Annotated in this window: 17 protein-coding genes; 10 read left to right on the top strand and 7 right to left on the bottom strand. The window is 71.9% G+C overall.

Features of this window, described 5'->3' with window-relative positions; translation table 11 throughout:
* Positions 1 to 141: 141 nt before the first annotated feature.
* From WMF33_RS31595 to WMF33_RS31555, 9 genes are all read left to right on the top strand, one after another.
* A complete protein-coding gene (locus WMF33_RS31595) occupies positions 142 to 651 on the top strand; it encodes a hypothetical protein (RefSeq protein ID WP_437332102.1) in 510 nt (169 codons plus the stop codon).
* A complete protein-coding gene (locus WMF33_RS31590) occupies positions 648 to 1,025 on the top strand; it encodes a hypothetical protein (RefSeq protein ID WP_020738257.1) in 378 nt (125 codons plus the stop codon). The genes WMF33_RS31595 and WMF33_RS31590 overlap by 4 nt, the downstream gene beginning before the upstream one ends.
* A 16-nt stretch (positions 1,026 to 1,041) precedes the next feature.
* On the top strand, positions 1,042 to 3,546 hold the full coding sequence (locus tag WMF33_RS31585; RefSeq protein WP_437332101.1) for a SpoIIE family protein phosphatase: 2,505 nt from the start codon (positions 1,042 to 1,044) through the stop codon (positions 3,544 to 3,546).
* A 72-nt stretch (positions 3,547 to 3,618) separates the two neighbouring features.
* Positions 3,619 to 4,137, top strand: a complete 519-nt coding sequence (locus WMF33_RS31580; RefSeq protein ID WP_437339544.1) for a hypothetical protein — start codon at positions 3,619 to 3,621, stop codon at positions 4,135 to 4,137.
* On the top strand, positions 4,118 to 4,495 hold the full coding sequence (locus WMF33_RS31575) for a hypothetical protein (protein ID WP_437332100.1): 378 nt from the start codon (positions 4,118 to 4,120) through the stop codon (positions 4,493 to 4,495). Before WMF33_RS31580 ends, WMF33_RS31575 begins: the two co-directional genes overlap by 20 nt.
* A gap of 16 nt (positions 4,496 to 4,511) precedes the next feature.
* Positions 4,512 to 6,989, top strand: a complete 2,478-nt coding sequence (locus WMF33_RS31570; protein ID WP_437332099.1) for a SpoIIE family protein phosphatase — start codon at positions 4,512 to 4,514, stop codon at positions 6,987 to 6,989.
* Between the two features lie 223 nt (positions 6,990 to 7,212).
* Positions 7,213 to 7,590, top strand: coding sequence for a hypothetical protein (locus WMF33_RS31565; protein WP_437332098.1), 378 nt, complete (start codon positions 7,213 to 7,215; stop codon positions 7,588 to 7,590).
* 17 nt (positions 7,591 to 7,607) lie between these two features.
* Entirely contained in the window at positions 7,608 to 10,082 is a 2,475-nt protein-coding gene (locus WMF33_RS31560; protein ID WP_437332097.1) for a SpoIIE family protein phosphatase, read from the top strand.
* Positions 10,083 to 10,319: 237 nt separating this feature from the next.
* The gene (locus tag WMF33_RS31555) at positions 10,320 to 11,831 is read left to right on the top strand and encodes a pyruvate kinase (RefSeq protein WP_437332096.1); all 1,512 of its coding nucleotides are present in this window, start codon (positions 10,320 to 10,322) and stop codon (positions 11,829 to 11,831) included.
* Positions 11,832 to 11,841: 10 nt separating this feature from the next.
* On the opposite strand, the gene WMF33_RS31550 is transcribed toward WMF33_RS31555, so the two are convergent.
* The 6 genes from WMF33_RS31550 to WMF33_RS31525 all read right to left on the bottom strand — a co-directional run bounded on the left by WMF33_RS31550 (position 11,842) and on the right by WMF33_RS31525 (position 17,991).
* The gene (locus tag WMF33_RS31550) at positions 11,842 to 13,083 is read right to left on the bottom strand and encodes an SGNH/GDSL hydrolase family protein (protein WP_437332095.1); all 1,242 of its coding nucleotides are present in this window, start codon (positions 13,081 to 13,083) and stop codon (positions 11,842 to 11,844) included.
* 65 nt (positions 13,084 to 13,148) lie between these two features.
* The gene (locus WMF33_RS31545; protein WP_437332094.1) at positions 13,149 to 13,322 is read right to left on the bottom strand and encodes a hypothetical protein; all 174 of its coding nucleotides are present in this window, start codon (positions 13,320 to 13,322) and stop codon (positions 13,149 to 13,151) included.
* Positions 13,323 to 13,587: 265 nt separating this feature from the next.
* On the bottom strand, positions 13,588 to 13,827 hold the full coding sequence (locus tag WMF33_RS31540) for a hypothetical protein (protein ID WP_437332093.1): 240 nt from the start codon (positions 13,825 to 13,827) through the stop codon (positions 13,588 to 13,590).
* Between the two features lie 232 nt (positions 13,828 to 14,059).
* Entirely contained in the window at positions 14,060 to 14,674 is a 615-nt protein-coding gene (locus WMF33_RS31535) for a hypothetical protein (RefSeq protein ID WP_437332092.1), read from the bottom strand.
* 2,137 nt (positions 14,675 to 16,811) lie between these two features.
* A complete protein-coding gene (locus WMF33_RS31530; RefSeq protein ID WP_437332091.1) occupies positions 16,812 to 17,024 on the bottom strand; it encodes a hypothetical protein in 213 nt (70 codons plus the stop codon).
* Between the two features lie 292 nt (positions 17,025 to 17,316).
* Complete coding sequence (locus WMF33_RS31525) at positions 17,317 to 17,991, bottom strand: hypothetical protein (protein ID WP_437332090.1); 675 nt, start codon at positions 17,989 to 17,991, stop codon at positions 17,317 to 17,319.
* Between the two features lie 69 nt (positions 17,992 to 18,060).
* Here WMF33_RS31525 and WMF33_RS31520 point away from each other — a divergent pair, with 69 nt between their 5' ends.
* Complete coding sequence (locus tag WMF33_RS31520) at positions 18,061 to 20,319, top strand: ATP-binding cassette domain-containing protein (protein ID WP_437332089.1); 2,259 nt, start codon at positions 18,061 to 18,063, stop codon at positions 20,317 to 20,319.
* 135 nt (positions 20,320 to 20,454) lie between these two features.
* On the opposite strand, the gene WMF33_RS31515 is transcribed toward WMF33_RS31520, so the two are convergent.
* The gene (locus tag WMF33_RS31515) at positions 20,455 to 21,888 is read right to left on the bottom strand and encodes a hypothetical protein (RefSeq protein WP_437332088.1); all 1,434 of its coding nucleotides are present in this window, start codon (positions 21,886 to 21,888) and stop codon (positions 20,455 to 20,457) included.
* Between the last annotated feature and the right edge of the window lie 26 nt (positions 21,889 to 21,914).

The following is a 21,914-nucleotide window of genomic DNA, read 5'->3' as shown; positions in this document are numbered from 1 at the left end:
ATGTCACGGATGTCACGGATGAAGATGCGGTCTTTTGATCCGCCAAGGCAAAAACCTTGTAGGGCGCGCGCTCACCTCCGGGGCCGCGAGGGAGCAGAAGGGATTGGCTCCCGTCCGCGGACGCCGTACGCTGCGCCCATCGTGCCCGCGTCCGAACCGAGCCAGGGTGCCTCGCTTTTCCTCTGCATCACCTTCTTCCCGAGCGAGCGGATGGCCACCGCGGTGCTGCGTCTGGTGTCCAGTTTCTGCGCCATGGTGCTGGACGACGCGAACGTGAGCTCGCGGTTTTACATGGCCGCGCACGAGCTCGCCGAGAATATCACCAAGTATTCGACCGGCCCCCGGGTCAGCCTGGAGCTCGTGATGGAGGAGGCCGAGAGCTCTTGTATCCTGAAGATCCGCGCGCGAAACGAGGCCTCTCCGGAGCAGCTGCGCGAGGTGGAGAGGCGGCTCTTCGCGCTGAAGACCGCGAGCGACCCGGTGAAGCACTATGACGATCTCATCAGCGAGACGGCGATGCTCGAGGGGGTGTCGGGGCTCGGCCTCGCGCGGGTGCGCGCCGAGGGCGGGCTCGACGTGGACTACAAGATCGAAGGCAACGAGCTGACGATCACCGCGCACGCGCCGGTCGAGAGATGGAGGGCAGATTGAGCAGCTTGAAGGTCGAGTCGGTCGTTACGGACAGCTTCGGGATCGAGCCGAGCCTGCGGGAGGACACCCTCAGCGTCAAGCTCACCGGCACGGGCGACATGGCGGCCGCCGCGCCGCTCGGCTCCTATTTCAAGACCCTCCAGGCGGAGGTGATACGCCTGTCCGTGAGCGCCGTCGAGTTCGACGTGCGGGCCCTCTACTTCCTGAACTCGAGCTGTCTCAAGGCGTTCATCAGCTTCATCTGCGGGCTCGCGGGCCAGGGGCTCAAGTGCAAGATACAGTTCCTCACGGACGCGAAGCTCGGTTGGCAGCGGCGGAGCCTGACGGCGCTCGAGCGCATGTCCCCGGAGCTCGTCTCCATCGCCGATACCTGAGCCGAGAGCCAGAGGCATGAGCAAGAAGCGCCGGACGATCGCCCTCTTGATGGATTACGTACGAGGCGAGTACCAGTCCGAGGTGCGCTTCGGGGTCGAGCGCGCCGCCGAGGCGCACGACGTCAACCTCGTGATCGCCTTCGGCGAGACGCTCGCCCTGCCCGGGTCGTTCGGCGCGGCCCAGAACAGCATCTATCACCTCATCGGCCCGGAGACGGTCGACGGCGTCATCGTCGCCTCGACCACGCTGTGCCATCACGTCGGCGTCGACGGGATGCAGCGGTTCTGCCGGTCCTACGCGCCGCTGCCCGTCTGCAGCATCGGGGTGGCGATCGACGGCGTCCCGAGCCTCGTCGTCGACAACGCCCTCGGGATCGAGATGGCGGTCGGCCACATGGTCGAGCGCCACGGGCTCCGGCGCGTCGCGTGCATCGCCGGGCCGGCGAGCAACGAGGAGGCGGACGTGCGCTCCGGCGCCTACTGGCGGGCGCTCGCCGCCCGATCGCTGCCCGCCGACGAGCGCCTGTTCGCGTGCGGCGCGTTCACGATCGACTCCGGGCGCGCCGCCATGCGCGAGATCCTGGATCGCGGGGTGGAGCTCGACGCCGTGATCGCCGCCAACGACGCCATGGCCCTCGGCGCGATCGACGCCCTCCGGGCGCGCGGCCTCGACGTCCCGGAGGACGTCCTCGTGTGCGGCTTCGACGACGCGGTCATCGCGCGCTTCACGAAGCCGTCGATGTCCACGATCCGCCAGCCGATCAAGCGGCTCGGGGCGCGCGCCGTCGACACGCTGATGCGCATGATCGACGGCGCGCCGGTCCCGGACTGCGACCTCTTCCCGGTCGAGCTCACGCTGCGCGAGTCCTGCGGCTGCGGCGGCCCGGTGGACGCGGCGGGCGCGCCCCTGAGCAGGGGGCCCCGCGCGGCGCCCCCGCCCGCCGGCGAGCGCGACGCGCTCTCGCGCGCCCTCGAGAAGAGCGTCGCGATCCCGGCGGGCTCGCTCCACGGCTGGGCCGGCGAGCTCCTGTCGGCGCTGGACGACGAGATCGCCGGCCAGGAGGGCCGGTTCCTGCGCGCCCTCGAGGCGATCCTCGACGCGGCGGGGCGCGAGGGCGCGAACCTGGAGCACTTCCAGGGCGTCGTCACGCTGCTCCGCGAGCGGCTCGGCCGCCGGCCCGACGGCCGGCGCGACGGGGCGCTGGAGGAGACGCTCGAGCAGCTCTGGCACGCCGCGCGCGTGCTCGTCGCGGGCGCGTCCGTGCGCGCCGAGGGGCAGCAGCGGCTCAGCGTGGAGCTCGCGTCGCTCTACCTCAGCTGGAGCTCGCGGAGCTTCTCGACCTGCCTGAGCCTGCCCGTCCTGCGGCGCATGATGGCGTCGGAGCTGCCGCGGATGCAGTTCTCGCGGGTCGCGGTGTCGCTCTACGACGACCCGCACCGCGCCACCATGGTGCCGCTCTTCTTGATGAAGGACGGCCTCGAGGTCGAGCCGCCGCCCGCGAGCTTCCCGGCCCGCCGCCTCGCGCCCGAGGGGTTTCTGGGGGACGGGGAGCGAAGGAGCGTGATCGCGCTGTCGGTCGCGTTCGGCGACGCGGAGAAGTTCGGCGTCGCGGTGCTCAACAGCGGCGCGAACGAGCTTGTCTATGACGCGCTGCGCCTCCAGATCGGCTCTGCGGTCAAGGCCGCGGCGCTGCACTGGGAGGTCGTCCGGCAGGTGGAGCTGCGCGAGCGGCTGGAGCAGGAGAAGGTCCGCCAGGAGAGCGCCGTCGCGGCGCGGATCCAGACCACGCTGGTGCCGGCGCAGCTCGCGGTCGAGGGGCTCGAGCTCGCCGCGGTCATGAAGCCGGCGGCCACGGTCGGGGGCGACTACTACGATGTCATCGCGACGCCCGAGGGCGGGTGGCTCGGGATCGGCGACGTCGCGGGGCACGGGCTCGCGGCGGGGCTCGTGATGCTGATGATCCAGAGCATGATCTCGGCCCTGACGCGCACCGACCCGAACGCCAGCCCGAGCGACATCCTCTCCGCGGTCAACGCGGCGGTGTACGAGAACGTCCGCAGCCGGCTGAAGCGGGACGAGCACGCGACGCTCTTGCTCCTCAGGTACGAGCGGAGCGGCCGGGTGACGTTCGCGGGGGCGCACGACGACATCATCGTGTGGCGCGCGCGCACCCGCCGCTGCGTGTGCATCCAGAGCTCGGGCGTCTGGATCGGCGCGCTGCCCGCCATCGACGCGATGACGCGAGACGCCGAGTTCTCCCTGGAGGACGGCGACATCCTCGTGCTGTACAGCGACGGCGTGACGGAGGCGCGCAACTGCCACCGGGAGCAGTTCGGCCTCGAGCGGCTGTGCTCTACCATCGAGTCTTCCCAGCACGCCCCGTCCGACGCGATCCGCGACCGGATCCTGAGGGAGGTCGAGGGCTGGTGCCCGAGCCCCGATGACGACATCACGGTCGTCGTGGCGAGGTACAGCGCGCCCCGGGCGCTCTCGCTCCAGTCCGCCGGCTTTCCTACATGAGCGCTACCCCACGCGAGGGCGGAAGGGACTGGATTCGGGCCGAGAACCACGTAGGATGCGTCAATCGTGCCAGTGTCCGAACCGAGCAGCAGCGGGTCACTGTTCCTGTGCATCACGTTCTATCCGACCGAGCGCATGGCGGGCAGCGTGCTCCGCCTGGTGTCCAGCTTCTGCAGCATGGTGCTCGACGACCCGAACGTGAGCTCGCGGTTCTACATGGCCGCGCACGAGCTCGCGGAGAACGTCATCAAGTACTCCTCCGGCCCGCGGGTCAGCCTCGAGCTCGCGCTGGAGGAGAGCGAGAGCTCGTGCGTCATGAAGATCTGCGCGCGCAACGAGGCCTCTCCGGAGCGGCTGCGCGAGGTGGAGAGGCGGCTGTTTGAGCTGAAGACGGCGACGGATCCGGTGAAGCATTATGACGACCTCATCTGTGAGACGGCGATGGTAGAAGGGGTGTCGGGGCTCGGCCTCGCGCGGGTGCGCGCCGAGGGCGGGCTCGACGTGGATTACAAGATCGAGGGCAACGAGCTGACGATCATCGCGCACGCGCCGGTCGGGAGGTGGAGGGGGGATGAGCGCCTTAAGGGTTGAGCCCGTCGTCACGGACAGCTTCGGGGCCGAGCCGGCCCTGAGGGAGGACACCCTCACCGTCAAGCTCACCGGCACGGGCGACATGGCGGCGGTCGCGCCGCTCGGCTTCTTCCTCAAGGAGCTCCAGGCCGAGGCGCTGCGCCTGCGCGTCGGCGCCGTCGCGTTCGACGTGAGGGCCCTTTATTTCCTGAACTCGAGCTGTCTCAAGGCGCTCATCAGCTTCATCTCCGGTGTCGCGGGCCAGGGGCTCAGGTGCAAGATCGAGTTCCTCACCGACGCGCGGCTCGGGTGGCAGCGGCGGAGCCTGACGGCGCTCGAGCGCATGTCTCCGGAGCTCGTCTCCATCGCCGATGCCTGACCGAGAGCCGCGGGCCATGAGCAAGAAGCGCCGCACGATCGCCCTCCTGATGGACTACGTGGGCGGGGACTACCAGTCCGAGGTGCGCTTCGGGGTCGAGCGCGCCGCCGAGGCGCACGATGTCGATCTCCTGGTCGCCTTCGGCGAGACGCTCGCGCTGCCCGGGGAGACGGCCGCGGCCCAGAACAGCATCTATCACCTCATCGGCTCGCAGACGGTCGACGGCATCATCATCGCGTCGGCCACCCTGTGCCATCACATCGGCATCGAGGGGATGCGGGAGTTCTGCCGCGCTTACGCGCCGCTGCCCGTCTTCAGCATCGGGATGGCGATAGAGGGCATCCCGAGCCTCATCGTCGACAACGCCTTCGGGATCGAGCTCGCGGTCGCGCACATGGTCGACGCCCACGGGCGCCGGCGCGTCGCGTACATCGGCGGGCCCGCCAACAACGAGGAGGCGAAGGCGCGGGCCGACGCGTACTGGAGCGCGCTCGCGGCGCGCGGCGCGCCGCTCGACGAGCGCCTCTTCGCGCTCGGCGCGTTCACGATCGACAGCGGCAGGACCGCCATGCGCGAGCTGCTCTCGCGCGGGGGCGACCCGGACGCCGTGGTCGCCGCCAACGACAAGATGGCCCTCGGGGCCATGGAGCTGCTCAAGGAGCTCGGGATCCGCGTCCCGCAGGACATCCTCATGTCCGGCTTCGACGACGCGGTCATCGCGCGCTTCTCCAAGCCGTCGCTGACCACCGTCCGCCAGCCCATGAAGCGGCTCGGGGCCCTCGCGGTGGACAGCCTGGTGCGCATGCTCGACGGCGAGGAGGTCGAGGACGTGGGGCTCCTGGAGGTCGAGCTGACGTGCCGCGAGTCCTGCGGCTGCGGCGTCCAGGCGAGCGCCTCGCTCCCGCCGCCGGGCAGCTCGACGCGGGGCGGGGCGTCGCTGATCGCCGGACAGCGGGAGTCGCTGGAGCGCGCGCTCCGGCGGAGCGTGTCGATCCCGACCGGCTCGCTCGACGGCTGGCCCGGCGATCTCCTGTCGGCGCTGGAGGACGAGCTCGCGGGGAAGGAGGGCCGCTTCCTGTACGCGCTCGAGGCGCTCCTCGACGCGGCGGGGCGGGCGGGGGCGATCCTCGATCACTTCCAGGGCGCGATCGCGGTGCTCCGCGAGCGGCTCCTCCGGCCGGCCGAGGACGGCGGCGCCCTCCACGACGCCCTCGAGCGGCTCTGGCACGCCTCGCGCATCGTCATCGGGAGCGCGTCGGTGCGCGTCGAAGGCGAGCGGCGCCTCAACGTGGAGCTCGCGTCGACGTACCTCAGCTGGAGCGCGCGGAGCTTCTCGACCTGCCTGAGCCTGCCGATCCTGAAGCGCGTCATGGCGTCGGAGCTGCCCGCCCTCGGGTTCTCGCGCGTCGCCGTGTCGCTGTACGACAGCGCGCCGGACGCGCAGGAGACCACCATGAAGGCGCTCTTCCTCATGGAGGGCGGCCGCGAGGTGGAGCCGCCGCCCGCGAGCTTCCCGGCCTGGCTCCTCGCGCCCGAGGGGTTCCTGAGCGGGGGAGAGCGCAACACCATGATCGCGATCCCGGTCGCCTTCGGCGATCTCGAGAAGTTCGGCGTCGCGGTGCTCAACAGCGGCGCGCACGAGCTTGTCTATGACGCGCTGCGCCTCCAGATCGGCTCCGCGGTCAAGGCCGCGGCGCTGCACCGGGAGATGATCCGGCAGGTGGAGCTGCGCGAGCGGCTGGAGCAGGAGAAGATCCGCCAGGAGAGCGTCGTCGCGGCGCGGATCCAGACCACGCTGGTCCCGGATCGGCTCTCGGTCGAGGGGCTCGAGCTCTGCGCCGTGATGAAGCCGGCGGCCGCCGTCGGCGGCGACTATTACGACGTGCTCGCGACCGCCGAGGGCGGGTGGCTCGGGATCGGCGACGTCGCTGGGCACGGGCTCGCGGCGGGGCTCGTGATGCTGATGATCCAGAGCATGGTCTCGGCCCTGACGCGCCGGGATCCGGGGGCGAGCCCGGCCCGGCTGATCTCGGCGGTCAACGCCGCGGTGTACGAGAACGTCCGCGGCCGTCTGCTGCGGGACGAGCACGCGACGCTCTTGCTCCTCCGGTACGAGCGGAGCGGCCGGGTGACGTTCGCGGGGGCGCACGACGACATCATCGTGTGCCGCGCGCGCACCCGCCGCTGCGTGTGCATCCAGAGCACGGGCGTCTGGATCGGCGCGCTGCCCGCCATCGACGCGCTGACCAGAGACGACGAGCTCTTCCTGGAGGACGGCGACGTCCTCGTGCTGTACAGCGACGGGGTGACGGAGGCGCGCGACGCCCACCATGAGCAGTTCGGCCTCGAGCGGCTCTGCACCGCCGTCGAGTCGGCCCAGTCCGCGCCCGTCTCGGCCATCCGCGATCGGATCTTGAACGAGGTCGAGGGCTGGTGCCCGAGCCCGGACGACGACATCACCATCGTCGTGGCGAGGTACCGCGCGCCCCAGTAGCCCCGGCGCTCGCGGTCGCGGGTTTGGTCACAGGATCGCACGGCGGACCCATGGGGATTGGCTCCACTGCGAGAACCACGTACGCTGGTCGGGCCGTGTCAGCCTCCGGACCGAGCCAGGGCCGCTCACCGTTCTCGCGCGTCACGCTCTTTCGGAGTGAACGGATGGCCAGCGCGGCGATGCGGCCGCTCGCCGCGCGCGCCGGTCGGGAGATGGAGGGTCGATGAGCAGCTTGCGGGTTGAGCCTGTCGTCACGGACAGCTTCGGGATCGAGCCGAGCCTGAGGGGCGACGCCCTCAGCGTCAGGCTCAGCGGGACAGGCGACATGGCGGCGGCGCCGCCGCTCGGCATCTGCCTCAAGGACCTCCAGGCGGAGGTCGTGCGCCTCTCCATCCCGGCCGTCGAGTTCGACGTGAGGCCCCTTTATTTCCTGAACTCGAGCTGTCTGAAGGCGTTCATCAGCTTCATCTGCGGCCTCGCGGGCCAGGGCGCGAAGAGCAAGGTGGTGTTCGTCACCGACGCGCGGCTCGGCTGGCAGCGGCGGTGCCTGGCGGCGATCGAGCGCATGTCCCCGGAGCTGGTCTCGATCGTGGACGCCTGAGCCGGGGGCCCGAGGACATGACGAAGCGCCGGACGATCGCCCTCGTGATGGATTATCTGCGCGGAGAGTACCAGTCCGCGATGCGGGTCGCGATCGAGCGCGCGGCCGAGGCGCACGACGTCAATCTCGTGATCGCCGTCGGCGAGGTGCTGACCGGCCACAGCCCCTCCGAGGTCGCCCAGAGGACCATCTACCACCTCGTCGGCCCGGAGGCGGTCGACGGCGTCGTGATCGCCTCGCCGACGCTCGGCAATTACGTCGGCGTCGAGGGGGTGCAGCGCTTCTGTGACTATTACGCGCCGCTGCCCGTGTGCAGCATCGGGATCCCGATCCCCGGCGTGCCCAGCATCCTCGTCGACAACGCCCTCGGGATCGAGATGGCGGCCGGCCACCTGCTCGACGACCACGGCTGCCGGCGCCTCGCCTACATCGGCGGTCCGGACGGCAACGGAGAGGCGCGGCTCCGCGGCGAGGCGTTCCGGAGGGCGCTCGCCGCGCGCGAGCTGCCCTGCGACGAGCGCCTCGTCGCGACCGGCGAGTTCACGATCGAGACCGGCCGGGCCGCGATGGCCGAGATCCTGGCCCGCGGGGTCGAGCTCGACGCGGTGGTCGCCGCCAACGACAACATGGCCCTCGGCGCGATCGAGGTCCTGATGGCGGCGGGCCGCGACGTCCCGCGGGACGTCCTCGTGTGCGGCTTCGACGACGTCGGCGTGGCGCGGTACGCGAAGCCGTCGCTCACCACGGTGCGCCAGCCGATCAAGCGGCTCGGGGAGCTCGCGCTCGAGACGGTCCTGCGCATGCTCGACGGCGAGCGCGTCCCCGAGCGAGCCACGCAGGAGATCGAGCTCACGCGGCGCGAGTCGTGCGGCTGCTCGTACCAGGCCGTCGTCTTCATGCGACCGCTCACCGACCCACCGCCGCGCCTCGGGGCGCGTTCGCTCGGCGGCCGCCGCGACGAGCTGGAGCGCGCGCTGGAGCGCGCCGTGGGCGTCTCGGCGGCGTCGCTCGCCGGCTGGTCCGGCGAGCTCCTGTCGGCGCTGGAGGAGGAGCTCGAGGGGACCGAGGGGCGCTTCTTGCACGTGCTGGAGCGGCTCCTCGACGCGGCGGCGCGCGAGGGGGTGTTCCTCGACCTGTTCCAGGGCGTGATCAGCCTGCTGCGCGCGCGGCTCCGCCGGCCCGCCGTGGACCCGGTCGGGGCCGCCGCGAACGAGACCCTGGAGCAGCTCTGGCACGCGGCCCGCATCCTCATCGGGAGCGCGTCCGTGCGCGCCGAGGGGCGCCATCGCCTCGACGTCGAGGTCGCCTCGATCGGCCTGAACTGGAGCGCGCGGTGGTTCTCGACGTCCCTGAGCCTCCCCCTCTTCCGGCGGATGCTGGCCTCGGAGATGCCGAGGCTGCTCTTCACGCGCGTCGCCGTCTCGCTCTACGACGACGCCCAGCGCGACACCCTGAAGACGCTCTTTCTGATGCAGGACGGCCGCGAGGTGGAGCCGCCCGAGGAGAGCTTCCCGGTGCACGCCCTCGCGCCGCCCGGGTTCCTGAGCTCGCGCGAGCGCAGGAGCACCGTCGTGATGCCGATCATCTTCGGCGACGCCGACTATTTCGGGATCATCGCGCTCAACAGCGGCGTGAACGAGATGGTGTACGACGCCATGCGGCTCCAGGTCGGCTCCGCGGTGAAGACGGTGTCGCTGCACCGGGAGATGGTCCGCCAGGTGGAGCTGCGCGAGCGGCTGGAGCAGGAGAGCGAGCGGCAGGAGACGGCGCTCGCGGCGCGGCTCCAGACCACGCTGGTGCCGGAGCGGCTCGAGGTCGAGGGGCTGGAGCTCAGCGCGATCATGACGCCGGCCGCCGAGGTGGGGGGCGATTATTACGACGTCATCCCGACGCCCGGGGGCGGGTGGCTCGGGATCGGCGACGTCGCGGGGCACGGGCTCGCGGCGGGGCTCGTGATGCTGATGATCCAGAGCATGGTCTCGGCGCTGACGAGCCGGGAGCCTGGCGCGAGCCCGAGCGAGCTGCTCGCGGCGCTCAACAAGGCGGTGTTCAAGAACGTTCGCGACCGGCTGAAGCGGGACGAGCACGCGACGCTCTTGCTCCTCCGGTACGAGCGGAGCGGCCGGGTGACGTTCGCGGGGGCGCACGACGACATCATCGTGTGTTCGGCGCGGACGCGGCGGTGCGTGTGCATTCCGAGCTCGGGCGTCTGGGTCGGGGTGCTGCCCGCCATCGACGCGGCGACGCGGGACGCCGAGTTCTTCCTGGAGGACGGGGACGTCCTCGTGCTCTACAGCGACGGCGTGACGGAGGCCCGCAACGCGCACCGCGAGCAGTTCGGGGTGGAGCGGCTCTGCGCCGCCATCGAGGCCGCCCAGGCCGCGCCCGTCGAGGCGATCCGCGACCGGATCCTGAGGGAGGTCGAGGGCTGGTGTCCGAGCCCCGACGACGACATCACGGTGGTCGTGGCGCGGTACCGCGCGCCCGCGTAGCGGCCCGGGGGGTGCCGCCGCCGCGGCGCTGTGTGCCGCCGCCGCGGCGCTGTCGCCGGGTGACGGCTCTGTGACGGCGCCGCGGAGGGGCGGTGACGTCCTCTTCTCACCGGAGCTCCGGGGCGCGGCGGCGCTGGACTGCCTCGGGGCGCGGTGCTGGACTCGCCGGGGCGCCGCGCGGTGCGGCGCGCTGCAGCGGACGCGAGGATCCGCGCACTCCAGCCGAGAGATCGCGACATGGCTTATCCCGACCCGCAGGTAGTTGAGCAGGCCCTCGCCGCCGTGGAGGCGCTGCGCGCGAGCGCCGTCGAGCACGAGCAGCGCTACCGGCCGCTGCTCGAGGCGGTGCACCCGCGGCACCGGGCGGGGGCGACGAACCTGCTCCACTACCTCGCCGTCCGGCAGCAGGACATCCGCGGCCTCCAGCGGCGGCTCGCCGCGCTGGGCTTGAGCTCCCTGGGCCGGCTCGAGAGCTGCACGCTGGCGTCCCTGGACGCGGTGCTCGGCGCGCTCGACGCGCTCGCGCGGCGCCCCGAGCCGCGGGCGCCCGGCGAGTACCTTGCCTCGTTCGAGTCGGGGGCCGCGCTGCTCGAGGAGCACGCGCGGGCGCTGCTCGGCGAGGGGAGGGAGGGGCGCCAGACGCGGGTGATGGTCACGCTGCACGAGGACGCGCGGAAGGGCGAGCTGAAGAGGCTGCTCGAGGGCGGCATGGACATCGCGCGGATCAACTGCTCGAAGGGGGACGCGGACGGCTGGGCGGAGCTCATCGCGCGGTTGCGGAAGGCGGGGCAGGAGACCGGGATCGCCTGCAAGGTGCTCTGCGACATCTCCGGGCCCAACCCGCGCGTGAGCAAGATCGGCGGGGGGTCTGCGCGCGTGACGCTTCCGGAGTCGGGCGAGCGGCCGAAGCTCTGGCTGTGCAAGGACGTGAAGGACGCGAAGAGGGCGCGCGCCGCGGCGGGCGACGCCGACGTCGAGGAGGCGCTCGCCGTGAGCTGCACGATCCCGGAGGTCATCGACGACCTCCGGCCCGGGCACCGGGTGTTTTACGACGACGGGCGGCTGGGCGGCACGGTCGAGCGGGTGACCGAGGGGGCCGCGCTCGTGGAGGTGGATCTCGCGCGGCAGGGTGGGGTGAAGCTGAAGCCGGGAAAGGGGCTGAACTTTCCGGACACCGAGCTCGGGATTGCGTCGCTCACGCCGAAGGATCTAGAGGATCTCGACTTCATCGCGCGCAACGCCGACATGGTGGGGCTCTCGTTCGTCAGGTCTCCTTCCGATGTGGAGCGGCTCCAGGAGGAGCTCGCCGCGCGGGGGGCGGCGCACCTCGGGATCGTGCTGAAGATCGAGACGACCCCTGCGTTCCGGCAGTTCCCGCGGCTGCTGCTCGCGGCGATGCGCAGCGAGCACGTGGGGGTGATGCTCGCGCGCGGCGACATGGCCGTCGAGATGGGTTTCGTGCGGCTGGCGGAGGTCCAGGAGGAGCTTTTGTGGCTCTGCGAGGCCGCGCTGGTCCCGGCGATCTGGGCGACGCAGGTGCTCGAGAGCCTGAACAAGACGGGGGTGCCGACGCGCGGGGAGGTGACGGACGCGGCGATGAGCTCGCGGGCGGAGTGCGTGATGCTGAATCAGGGCGAGAACATCGTGGCGACGGTGGCGTTCGTGGTCGACGTGCTGAAGCGGATGCACGAGCACCAGGACAAGAAGCGGGCGCTGATGCGGCCGCTCAGCGTGTCGCGGATGGATTGAGGCAGACCGGCTACTTGAAGATCGAGAGGGGCACGGCGTTCGCCATCGCCTCGTGGCCGGCGTCGTTGGGGTGCAGGTGATCGCCGCTGTCGAACGAGGCGAGGATCTTCGCGGGCTGCTCCGGGTCACGCACGGCGGCCTCGAAGTCGATGACCCCGTCGTAGGAGGTGTTGCCACGGATCCACGCGTTGACCTCCTGGCGTACGGCCTCCCCCTCGGGCGTATAGTAGGGTGGGAACGCTTCCTCGAACGGCAGGAGCGTGCCGACGAACGCCTTGACCCCCCTCGCTCTCGCCTTGTCGGCGAGCGACTGGAGCCCGTCGATCAACTGGGCGGCGGTCACCTTCTCGGCTTCCCCCAACAAGCCCGGCATGCCGATGTCGTTGATCCCGATCAAGACGATGGCGTGCGTCACGCCCGGCGTCCCCAGCACGTCGCGCTCGAAGCGCGACACGGCGCTCGGACCGATGTTGTCCCGGAGCAGCCTGTTCCCGCCGAGGCCCTGGTTGACGACCGCGACCGTCCGCGTCTCCGGATCCGCCTGGAGCCGCGCGAAGAGCCGATCCGAGTAGCGCTTGTCGGCGTCCATCGTCGATGACGAGCCGTCCGTGATCGAGTCGCCGAACGCAACGACGACCTTCTGGGGCTCCGTGGACTCGACGTCGACGCCCGCGAGCCAATACGTGGACGTGACGTTGGCCGGTGACGTCAAGGCCTCGCTCGCCGCCTGGTTCCCCGTGGCGACCGCGTGCGTCGTGAAGGAGAACGGGTGCCACGTCGCGGGCTCCGACGTCGCCGCGCTGTAGATGCTCACGATGAGACGGTCGCCCGTGCTCACCGCGAGCTCCACGCCGTCGCTCACCGCCTCGCTGGCCGGCGGTATCGACGCGCTCGGCTGGCCGGCGAACTGGACCCGCCGGTCGGTGCCCGGCGCCGAGACGAAGGGCGAGGCCTCTTTCGCCACGCGGACCTCGGCGAGCTCCAGCGGCTGGGTCCCGAAGAGGTTCGAGAGCCGCAGCCGGACCCGATCGCCGGAGGCGGTGACGACGAGCCGCTGGCGCAAGGTCTCGTCGCTGAAGCTACGCGGCGTCGTGTCGGGGAACGGCGAATCCGGCCCCTGCATCGTCGTCCCCCACGCGGCTGTCCAGCTCGCGACGGGCACCTCGTCGTCGTCGCCGCCGCAGGCGGCGGCGACGAGGGTCAACACAAACGCGTTCAGGGTCGCCCGACGGGGCAATTTCAAACCGATCATCACGCATCTCCTCCACGCACGAGCAGGTCATTAGCATCGGTTGCGGCGCTTGCCCGCGCCATGCGCTATGCGGCCCGGCGGTCGCGGCGGGGCCACGCGACGAGCCCGAACACGACAGCGCGCATGGCCGGGATCGACGCGAAGTACCAGGGAGGAAGCACGAAGAGGTTCGCGGGGCGCCAGCGCTTGCGGGTGGGGGCGGGCAGGGCCACGCTCGCGGTCGCAGTCATGGATGGCATCGTCGTGTCTCCTTCGCGAAGCCAGGCTCCCGGGGTGGATCGACCGGATTGACGACCCTGGCTTCACTGGGGCGACGAACGACCGCCGGCGGGATCGACAGAGCAAGACATCTTTTTTCGCGCCCCCGCGCGGCGCACGGCCGGGGCCTCGCCCGGTCGCCACGCTCCCGGCTGGCGGCTCTTGGAACCGTTTCGCTGTAGGTGTACGTAGGTCTCTTGGATCCTGCCTGCCGCGAGGCGCTCTACCTGCCTGCCGCGAGGCGCTCTACGCGAGCGACGTCATGCTGCGGTCGTCGACCTTGGCGAGCGCCTCGGCGAGCTCCGCGTCGCTCGTGCTCGCGCGCGCGGCGGCCTCCAGGGTTTCGCGGACCCCCGGCGCGACAGCACCTCTCGCCGCCGAGAGCATGCGACGATGGCCGGCCTCATCCAGGTGCGCCCTGAGCGCCACGGCGGCGCCGCAGCGCGCGGTGGGGGCGGTGTTCGGCGCCTCGACGATGCGCCACATCTGCTCGATGGCGAGCAGTCCTGTCGCGCCGGCAGAAAGGCGTCGCCCCGTCGCACGTGGCCGATTCGAACCTCGCACGCTTCAGCTCGGACCGCAGCACGCGCCCCGCGAGATCCAGCGCGGGCCCGGCGCGCCCCGCGAGCGCCACCGCCTCGCCCGCGAGCTCCATCGCCCGCTCCGGGGCGGCGACGCCGGCGAGCGCCATGCGCGCCACCACCGCCCGAGAGGGCGATCAGCTCTCGAGGCCCGGCAATCGCCACACCATCCCGGGATCACGCGCGCAGGTCTGCCGGGCGATCTCGGCCATGCGAGGAGCGCTCTCTTCGGGGAACATCATGCCGAGCTCGTAGTGGACGCCGGCCACATCGGCCGCGAGCCCGATCGTGCGGAAGTCGTCGCGCATGAGGGCCATGATGCTCGGATTGCTGATCGCGATGAGGGCTGCATGACCCCGCTGATGCGCGACCAGCATGCTCCCTGCCCAGAGCGCCTTGGCCAGTCGCTTCCCGCGATGCTCCGGCTCCACGTACGTCCAGTCGTGTTCGATCAGGTCGTCACGACCCATCCCGGCTAGGCCGGTCAAAGCCGGCAGATCGACACGCTCCCATATGTCGGGGAAGACGTGCTCGAGGGCCAAGGGACCGGCCGAGGCCCGCATCAAGCTCACCATGCCGATCAAGCGGGAGCCGCGCTCATCCCGCCTCTCGAGCACCAGGAACTCGCTCCGCGAGTAGCTCCCCTCCAGGACGCCGATGGGATCGTGTGCCTCGATGATGAACTGGTCCTGCATGCGGCGGATTTCCGCCATGTCGTCCGCCGTCGCCAAGCGAAAGATGTACTGGGTCATGCGCGTGACCTTTGCAAGGATTGCTCCAGTCGGAGCCCCGCGGCGATCGCTCGGCATGCGACCGCGGCGCCATCTGATGTCCCGCCCTTGTCACGTGACATCGAGGCGCTGGGCCGTGACATCGAGGCGCTGGATCGTGACATCGAGGCGCTGGACCGTGACATTGCCCCGCGAGACGGACGCAATGCGAGCACGGCCCACGCGACGTAGCCCCGAGGGACCCCGGGCACGGTCGCCGCGCGCGCCGGGATCTCCCCGCCGCGGCGCGCGCGCAGGCGCTGCTCGGCACCCGCGTCGGGAGTCAGAGCGCTTCTGCGGCGAAGCCGTCCCACGCGTCGCAGAGCGCCTTCTTCGGCCCGGCCTGCTTGGAGATGGTGAGATCGAGGACGATGTGTGGGTGGGGGGTCCAAACGCCTTTGCGAAGGCAAGTGCCCACTCGCCCCAGCGTTCGGTTGACATGATCGCACAATCACGACGTGGTCGTGCCATCCAGGAAATCGCCGGTGCTCGCTCCGCTTCATGCCCAGCCGGTGGCTCCAGGAGTACAGCGTGCCGGCTCTGACTTCCTCCGGCTCCGCGAACACGCGGACGTAGTGCCCGCTCTTGTGCCAGCGCGCCACCCGGTCGCGCCAGATGCGTCTGCTCTCGTCCATCCACACCTCCGGCGCCGATTTCTACGCAGCGCAGAGGCTCCTAAACAGCATGTGGGTCACCGAACGCGTACGTCGCTTCGTCGCTCATCGTGACCCCTTTGCCATGTACAGTTACCTGGGGCTTCAGCCGCACAACCTCGCGCAGGCGCCCGGAGGCATCTCTCTTGACCTTGCTGCCGGTCCAGCGACCCCCTGTTGACGCTCGAGGTAGATGATGGGTGAGGTCCGCTTTTCGCTCACGCAGGATGATGGCTCGCTCACGCGCGCGATGGTCATCGCCGGCCCATCCGGTGCGCGGAGCCCCCGCCGGAGGCTCCGTCCGCCCATCGCCCGCGCGACGCGGCCGCCGGGGCGCGCAGGGCGCGTCAAGGGCGGCGCAGCCGCCGAGCCCTGCGAGGGAACCCTTGACGCGTCCGAGCACCCCGGCACGCTCAGGACGCGATGGGCCGACCATCACGCCCGTGACCGAGGCCCGCTCACCGTCGCGATGGCCATCAGCCAGCCCGAGCGAGAGAGCATCAACCAGTTTGACTCTCAACACAGGGCAGGGACCACACCGCCGCCATCCCCTACTGCCGTGCCCGTCCGCTCAGCTTCGCCGGCGAGGCCTGGGCGATCGCTGGCTCGGACCCGGGGTCGGCCTCGCCGGCCTGGTGCCCGCCGTGGAGCCCCGTACCCTGGCGTCACCTGCCGCGCCCGCTCCTTGTGGTCCCTCTCACGCCGGTCCCGCCCCAAATCCAGCGTCGCCGGAATTTTCAGGTCACACGCAGGTCATACAAAAGCAAGAGGACACGGCTTTCTCCGTGTCTTCTTGGTGGAGGCGGCGGGAATCGAACCCGGCTCCCGATGCGCGACGCGCTCCGGCGCTGCCGACGTCTGCTGTGACGAACCTGGTCACGCGCCGAGACCGGCGCCGAGCCGGCCGTCGATGCGCTCGTGGCTCCAGCAGGGCTCGACGGCCCCGAGCATCAAGGTCCCGACGGCAGAACGGCACGGGCACGGGCGGCGCTCAACGTAGACTTAGCTCTCGTTCCCACCGCTCCTGTTCCGCGATCGCGTCGTCGGCGGCTCGTACTCCCTCGACGAACAGGGCGGCGAACTCCGGGTCGTTCAGGTCGAAGCCCAGCCGGCGCATGATAAGGCGGTCTTCTGGGGGGACGGAGCGGAGTATCGCGGCGGCGGAGCGGGGGCGGCGGGCAGGACGCATGCTGCGAACGTACCAGACTGCGCGGGCAGACCGTAAGGGCGCGCGGTTGGTTCTGGCGTAGCCTGAGACAAACGGACGAGAGCACGTCTGCGTAAGCGTCCTGTGCCGCGGCCCGGGCGGGCGGCTACCGGCGGCAAGGGGCGCTGCTCGCTCGGTCAGCTTGGGGTCCTTCGGCCGGCGTAGAGCCGTGCTTCTCGGCAAGCACGAGGAGCTTCCCGACCCGCGCTCCACCGAGCTCAGCCCGCGCGGCCCCGCCTCTCGCCGCCGGGGCACCTCGTCACGCGCCAGCAGCGGAGCGCTTCGCGAAACCGCCTTCTGCCGCGGTGGATCCGTCCCAGCGTCGTGTGTGGGTCTTGCGGAATCCAACCGCGATCTCCGTGGCGGTGTAGCCCAAGGCGGCTTCGGCGAGCACTGCACGCAGATCCAGCTTGAGCCGCTTCAAGACACGGAGCGTCAGCCGGGCGTCCACCTTCTCGAACGGCTGCGGCATGCCACCATCCATCGCTGGATGCGTGTACGACGCACGGCCTTTGTCCCACCGATGCTGGTGTTCCCAGTAATGCGTCGTAGGGTGCTCACGTGACCGCGAACACGACTCATCGGCATCGCCTACCTGGACGAGGACCAGCTCACGCTCGAGGGCGTCATTTACGAGCTGGGGCCGCCCGGCAAGGGCGGCATCCGCTGGAACCACGATGGCACCATGGTGACAGCGGAGGACGGCATCGCCGTCGAGACGCTTCGTTTCCCTGAATAGGAACTACACGCATGGCGCCGACGCGTCAGTCGACCGACGGCACGGTCGCGTCGACTCGGGTCGGCAGCCCGCGCGCGCCCGCCGGCGCGCGGAACGTGGCGCCGGACAGCTCCCGACGCATGCACGTGGCCGCCTCGTCGTAGCGGGGGTCGGAGGCGCTCCCGATGATCGTCGGCACCACGATGTAGCCCTCGGCGTCGACGTTGAACTCCACCCGGACGGCGTCGGGCGGCAGGATCTTGCCGTCCGGGCCGCGACAGCGCTGCACGAGATCCCAGTAGAGCTGCGCCCGCGCCGCCTTCTCGATCGCAGGGCTCGACATGTCGGCCTGCACCATGGGCGCGCCGATCTCGACGCGCGACCGCGGGGCGGGGGCAGGGGAGGGCTCCGCGGCCGACGGGGGCGCAGAGGGCGCCGGCAGGCCGGTCGTCGTGCCGATCTTCGCGAGGCTCGCGCCGTCGCCCGGCCTGGGCGCGGCCTGCCGCGCGGCGGCGAGGATCTCCTCGAGCGCGCCCGGCTCGGCGGAGCTCGCCGCCGGCGGCCCGCCCGACCGGGGTTGGGCGCCGCGCTCGCTCAGGGACGCCGCGGCGCTGCGCGTCCAGGGGGTGTGCGCCCCGGCGTCGGCCTCCGCCGGCGGCGCGGGCTCGGGGCGGCCGCAGGACGCGAGCAGCGGGAGCAGGACCACGAGCGCGGTGCGCACGCCGAGAGGGTCGATCGGATGGGCGTCGCGCGCAACGGCGTCGGCGGTGTAGCGTGACCTCGCACGTCGATGCGCGCGCTCCTCGCGATCCTGCGGATCGGTCTTCGCTCGCTGCGCGAGGGGCGCCGGGCGCACATGTCGGAGGGGCCGGCCGGGGCGCAGGCGCAAGAGGCCGGGGCGCAGGCGCAAGAGGCCGGGGCGCAGGCGCACGAGCCGGCAGAGCGCCGCGGCGCCCTCGCCGGAGCCCTGCGCCGCGCGCCCGGGGCGCGCCTTGCCCTGGTCGTGGCGCTCTCCTCGCTCTCGGGCGCCCTGTCCGGCCTCCTGCCGGCGATGGCCGGCGCGGCCCTCGGCGCCGTGGCCGGCCGCGCGGCGTCGCCCGGCGGCGCGGCGTCCACGAGCGGCCTCGGCGGCGCGCTCGCCCGCCTGCTCGACGGCGCGCCGCCGGCGGCCGTGGTGCTCGCCGCGCTGGGCGCCACGCTCGCCTCCGCCTCCGCGGCGGTGCTGTCGGGCCGGAAGAGCTCCGAGCTCGCCGGCGACCTCACCGCCGCCCTGCGGGTCGCGCTCTTCCGCGCGGCGCTGTCCGCCTCGCCCCGGGACGTCGACGCCGCTGGGCGCGCGCTCCTCGACGCGCACGCCGCGGGCCCCGCGGGCCCCGCGGCGCCCCTGCCGCCGGCCGGCCCTGGCCCTGGCCCGCGGCCCGTGCCGCCCCGGCCGCCGGCCGCCCCCGGCCCGCGGCCCGCGCCGCCCGCGCGGGGCGCCGACGTCGTGCGCCTCGCGATTGCGCGCGACGCCGGCCTCGTCGCCGACTTCGGCGTCGCCTTCGTCGCCGGCCTGCCCCAGGCCCTCGCGACCCTCGCGGTGCTCGCCGCGTCGCTCGTCTCCAGCGGCATGGCGCTCGTCCTCGCGGGCGGCGCCGCGCTCTTCGCGCTCTCGCGCCTCGCCGCGGACCGGGCCTCGGGCCGCGTGGCGCGCGCCATGCGGGAGATGCAGCACGCCGACACGGCCGTCTTCAGCGCCCTCGGCGAGGCGCTCGCGGGCGCCGAGGACCTGCGCCTGCTCGGCGCCCGCACCCAGGTCGAGGGCGAGCTCGCCGGGGCGGCCTACCGGGTCGCGGACGCCCGCCGCCGCTTCGGCCAGGCGCTCGCGGTCTCCGGCCAGATCAAGGGGGTGTTCGCGGCGCTCTCGCCGCTGGTCATCGTCGCCGCCATCGCCGCCTCCCGCGGGGACGCCGGCGCGGGCGAGGTCGGCGAGCTCCTGCTCGTGGTGCCGCTCCTGATGGCGCGCCTCGAGGCGCTCGACGCGCTCCGCGCCGGCTTCCTCGAGCGCGCCCCGCTGCTGCAGGCGACCCTCGCCCTGCTGCGCCTGCCGGCGTACCCGCCGCCCGCGGAGGGCGGCCCCGCCGCCGCCGGGCCCGCTCTCGCCGCGGTGGCCCAGGGGCCGGGCGGCGGCCTCGCGGCCGCTCTCGGCGGCGAGGCGAGGCGCCCGCTGGCGATCGCGTTCGAGCGCGTCACGTTCACGCCGAGCGGCGCGACCCGCCCGGTCCTCGACGACGTGTCGCTCTCGATCCCGGCCGGCGCGGTGGTCGGCATCTGCGGCCGATCCGGCAGCGGCAAGTCGATGCTCCTGCGCCTCTTGCTGCGGCTCGACGATCCGTCGTCCGGCGCGATCGCCGTGGGCGGCGTGGACCTCCGGCGGATCCCGCCCGGCGAGCTCCCGCGGCTCTTCGGCGTGGTGGGCCAGTCGGCGCGCCTGTTCGAGCGGAGCATCCGGGACAACCTCGCGCTCGGCCTCGAGCCGCCGCCGTCCGACGACCGCATGCGGGAGGCGCTCCGCCAGGTGGAGCTCGACGAGCTCGCGGGCCCGCCGGTCGCGCCCGGCGCGCCGCCGACGACGGCCGCCGCCGCGGGCGCGGCGGGGCCCGCGGGCGCCGCTCCGGCCGCGGCGCGCGGGCTCGCGACCGAGGTGCGCGCCTCACCGCCGAGCCTGTCGGGCGGCGAGGCGCGGCGGCTGCTGCTCGCCCGGGTGCTGCTGCGCGATCCGCGCGTCTTCGTCCTGGACGAGCCCGAGGCGGGCCTGCCGGGCGCGACCGCCGAGGCGCTCCTGCGCACCGCGTGCGAGGTCGCCGGCGGGCGCACCGCGATCGTGGTGACCCACGCGCCGCACCTCCTCCGGTCGACGTTCAACGTGCTGCTCGACGGGGGCAGGGTCGCGGCGGTGGGCACGCACGAGTCGCTCCGCGAGAGCTCGCCGCTGTACCGATCGCTCCTGGCCGAGGCGCTGCAGCGGTCCGCGGCGAGCCCGACGCGCTCGCCGGACGCCGCGCCATGAGGCCCGGCGTGGATTCGGCCTGCGCGCGCCGCGGGCGCGGGGGCGCGCTCCGTTCCTGGAGCGCCCCCGCGCGGCCCGTCCGGCGCGCGTCGCCAGCGCCGATCGGCGTCGTTTCCCTTTCGTCTTCGCTCCGGATCAGGTCGGGCCCTGGGCGCCGTCCAGGATCCATTGCCGCAAGACCTCGAGCTGCTGCGGGCTGACGGTCGGCCCGGTCGTGCTGGGCGGCATCACGCCACTGATGCACTGTGCCATGTCGGTCTGCACGCAGCCCGCGGTTTCCGCCTTGCCAGAGGCCTTGAGGTAGAGCCAGCTGCGGTCGGGATCGCCCGGGACGACGAGCCTGTATTGGCCGCCGCCGATGGAGGGCTGGTTGACAAGGCCGTCGACGATCTTCTTGGAGCTGATGTGGCCGCCGAGCGTCAGCTTCGCGTTGGGACCCGTCTCGGCATGGCAGCCGCTGCACAGGTTGGTCCGGCTCTCGAAGATGGGCCGCACCTTCTCGTGGAAGAACCCCGACTCCACCGGCAAAGGCTCGTTGGGATTCACGACGTCGTCGGGATCCAGGTTCTGCTGGATGATCTTGATCTCGGTGTCCATCTCGCGGCACTGCGCCTCGAGATCATCCTTGAGCTTCCGGTCGTCCGGCGTGAGGCCCTTGGCGCGGCGATACTTCTCCCACACGTTGTCGATCCAGCCGTGGAGCTTCCAGAACATGTAGTTGTCGATGTTGGCGTTGGTGTTGTTCACGCCGTGCGTCGTGTTGCCCGGCCGCGCCCACTTGGCGTGCAGCACGAAGTGGAGGCCCACCCACGGCATGTTGGTCGCCCCCGCCAGCCGCTGGCCCACGTTGCACTGGAGCCAGAAGCCGAGCGTGCCTTCGTCCGGGAACCTCGCGAGGTTCTCGGGCTTGTCGATCTCGTCGCCGATCCTCCCGGCCTCGAGGGCGGCCGAATCCCAGTCCTTCCACTGGTTGCGCCACTGGGGCGGCACGTCCTCCGCCTTGGTCGGGAACTTGGAGAAGCCCTCGAACTGCTCGCTGTGGTTGGGCCAGAGCTGCTTCAGCGCCTGGATCATGTGGCGGTGGAACACCAGGAACTGATAGCCGTCGCCGGCGGTCTGGCAGTTCTGATCCTTCGGGACCAGGTTGGTGAACGAGCAGATGTTCACCTTGCTCAACCCGCCGCCGCCCGGGAGGTTACAGGCGCGGATCGCGTGCCACTCGACGTGGGCCGCCTGCCAGGAGTGGTCATACATCCACTTCAGGACCTCGGGCTGCACCGTGGTGTCGACGATCTCCGGATCGTTGTTGCCGGGCGGGAAGAAGTCCGCGGGCCCGTCCTTCATGGTGGGGCTCGAGTCGCTCGGGTCGGGCATGTAGCCGTTCTTGCAGTGGTCGTACGGATGGTCGTCCGTGCCGCCTGCGCCCGTGCCGCCGGAACCCACGCTCGCGTGGTCGCCCGCGCCCGCGCCCGAGCCCGAGCCCGAGCCCGCGTGCGAGCTCGAGCTGGCGCCGCCTGCTCCGACCGTCGCACCGGGCCCCCCCGCGCCGCCCTCGGGCTCGCCGGTCAACGAGTTCCCATCGTCGCTGCCGCACG

The sequence above is a fragment of the Sorangium sp. So ce394 genome, assembly GCF_051474665.1.
Classification (GTDB): Bacteria; Myxococcota_A; Polyangia; order Polyangiales; family Polyangiaceae; genus Sorangium; species Sorangium cellulosum_D.
This window is presented reverse-complemented; position numbering and strand designations above follow the sequence as displayed.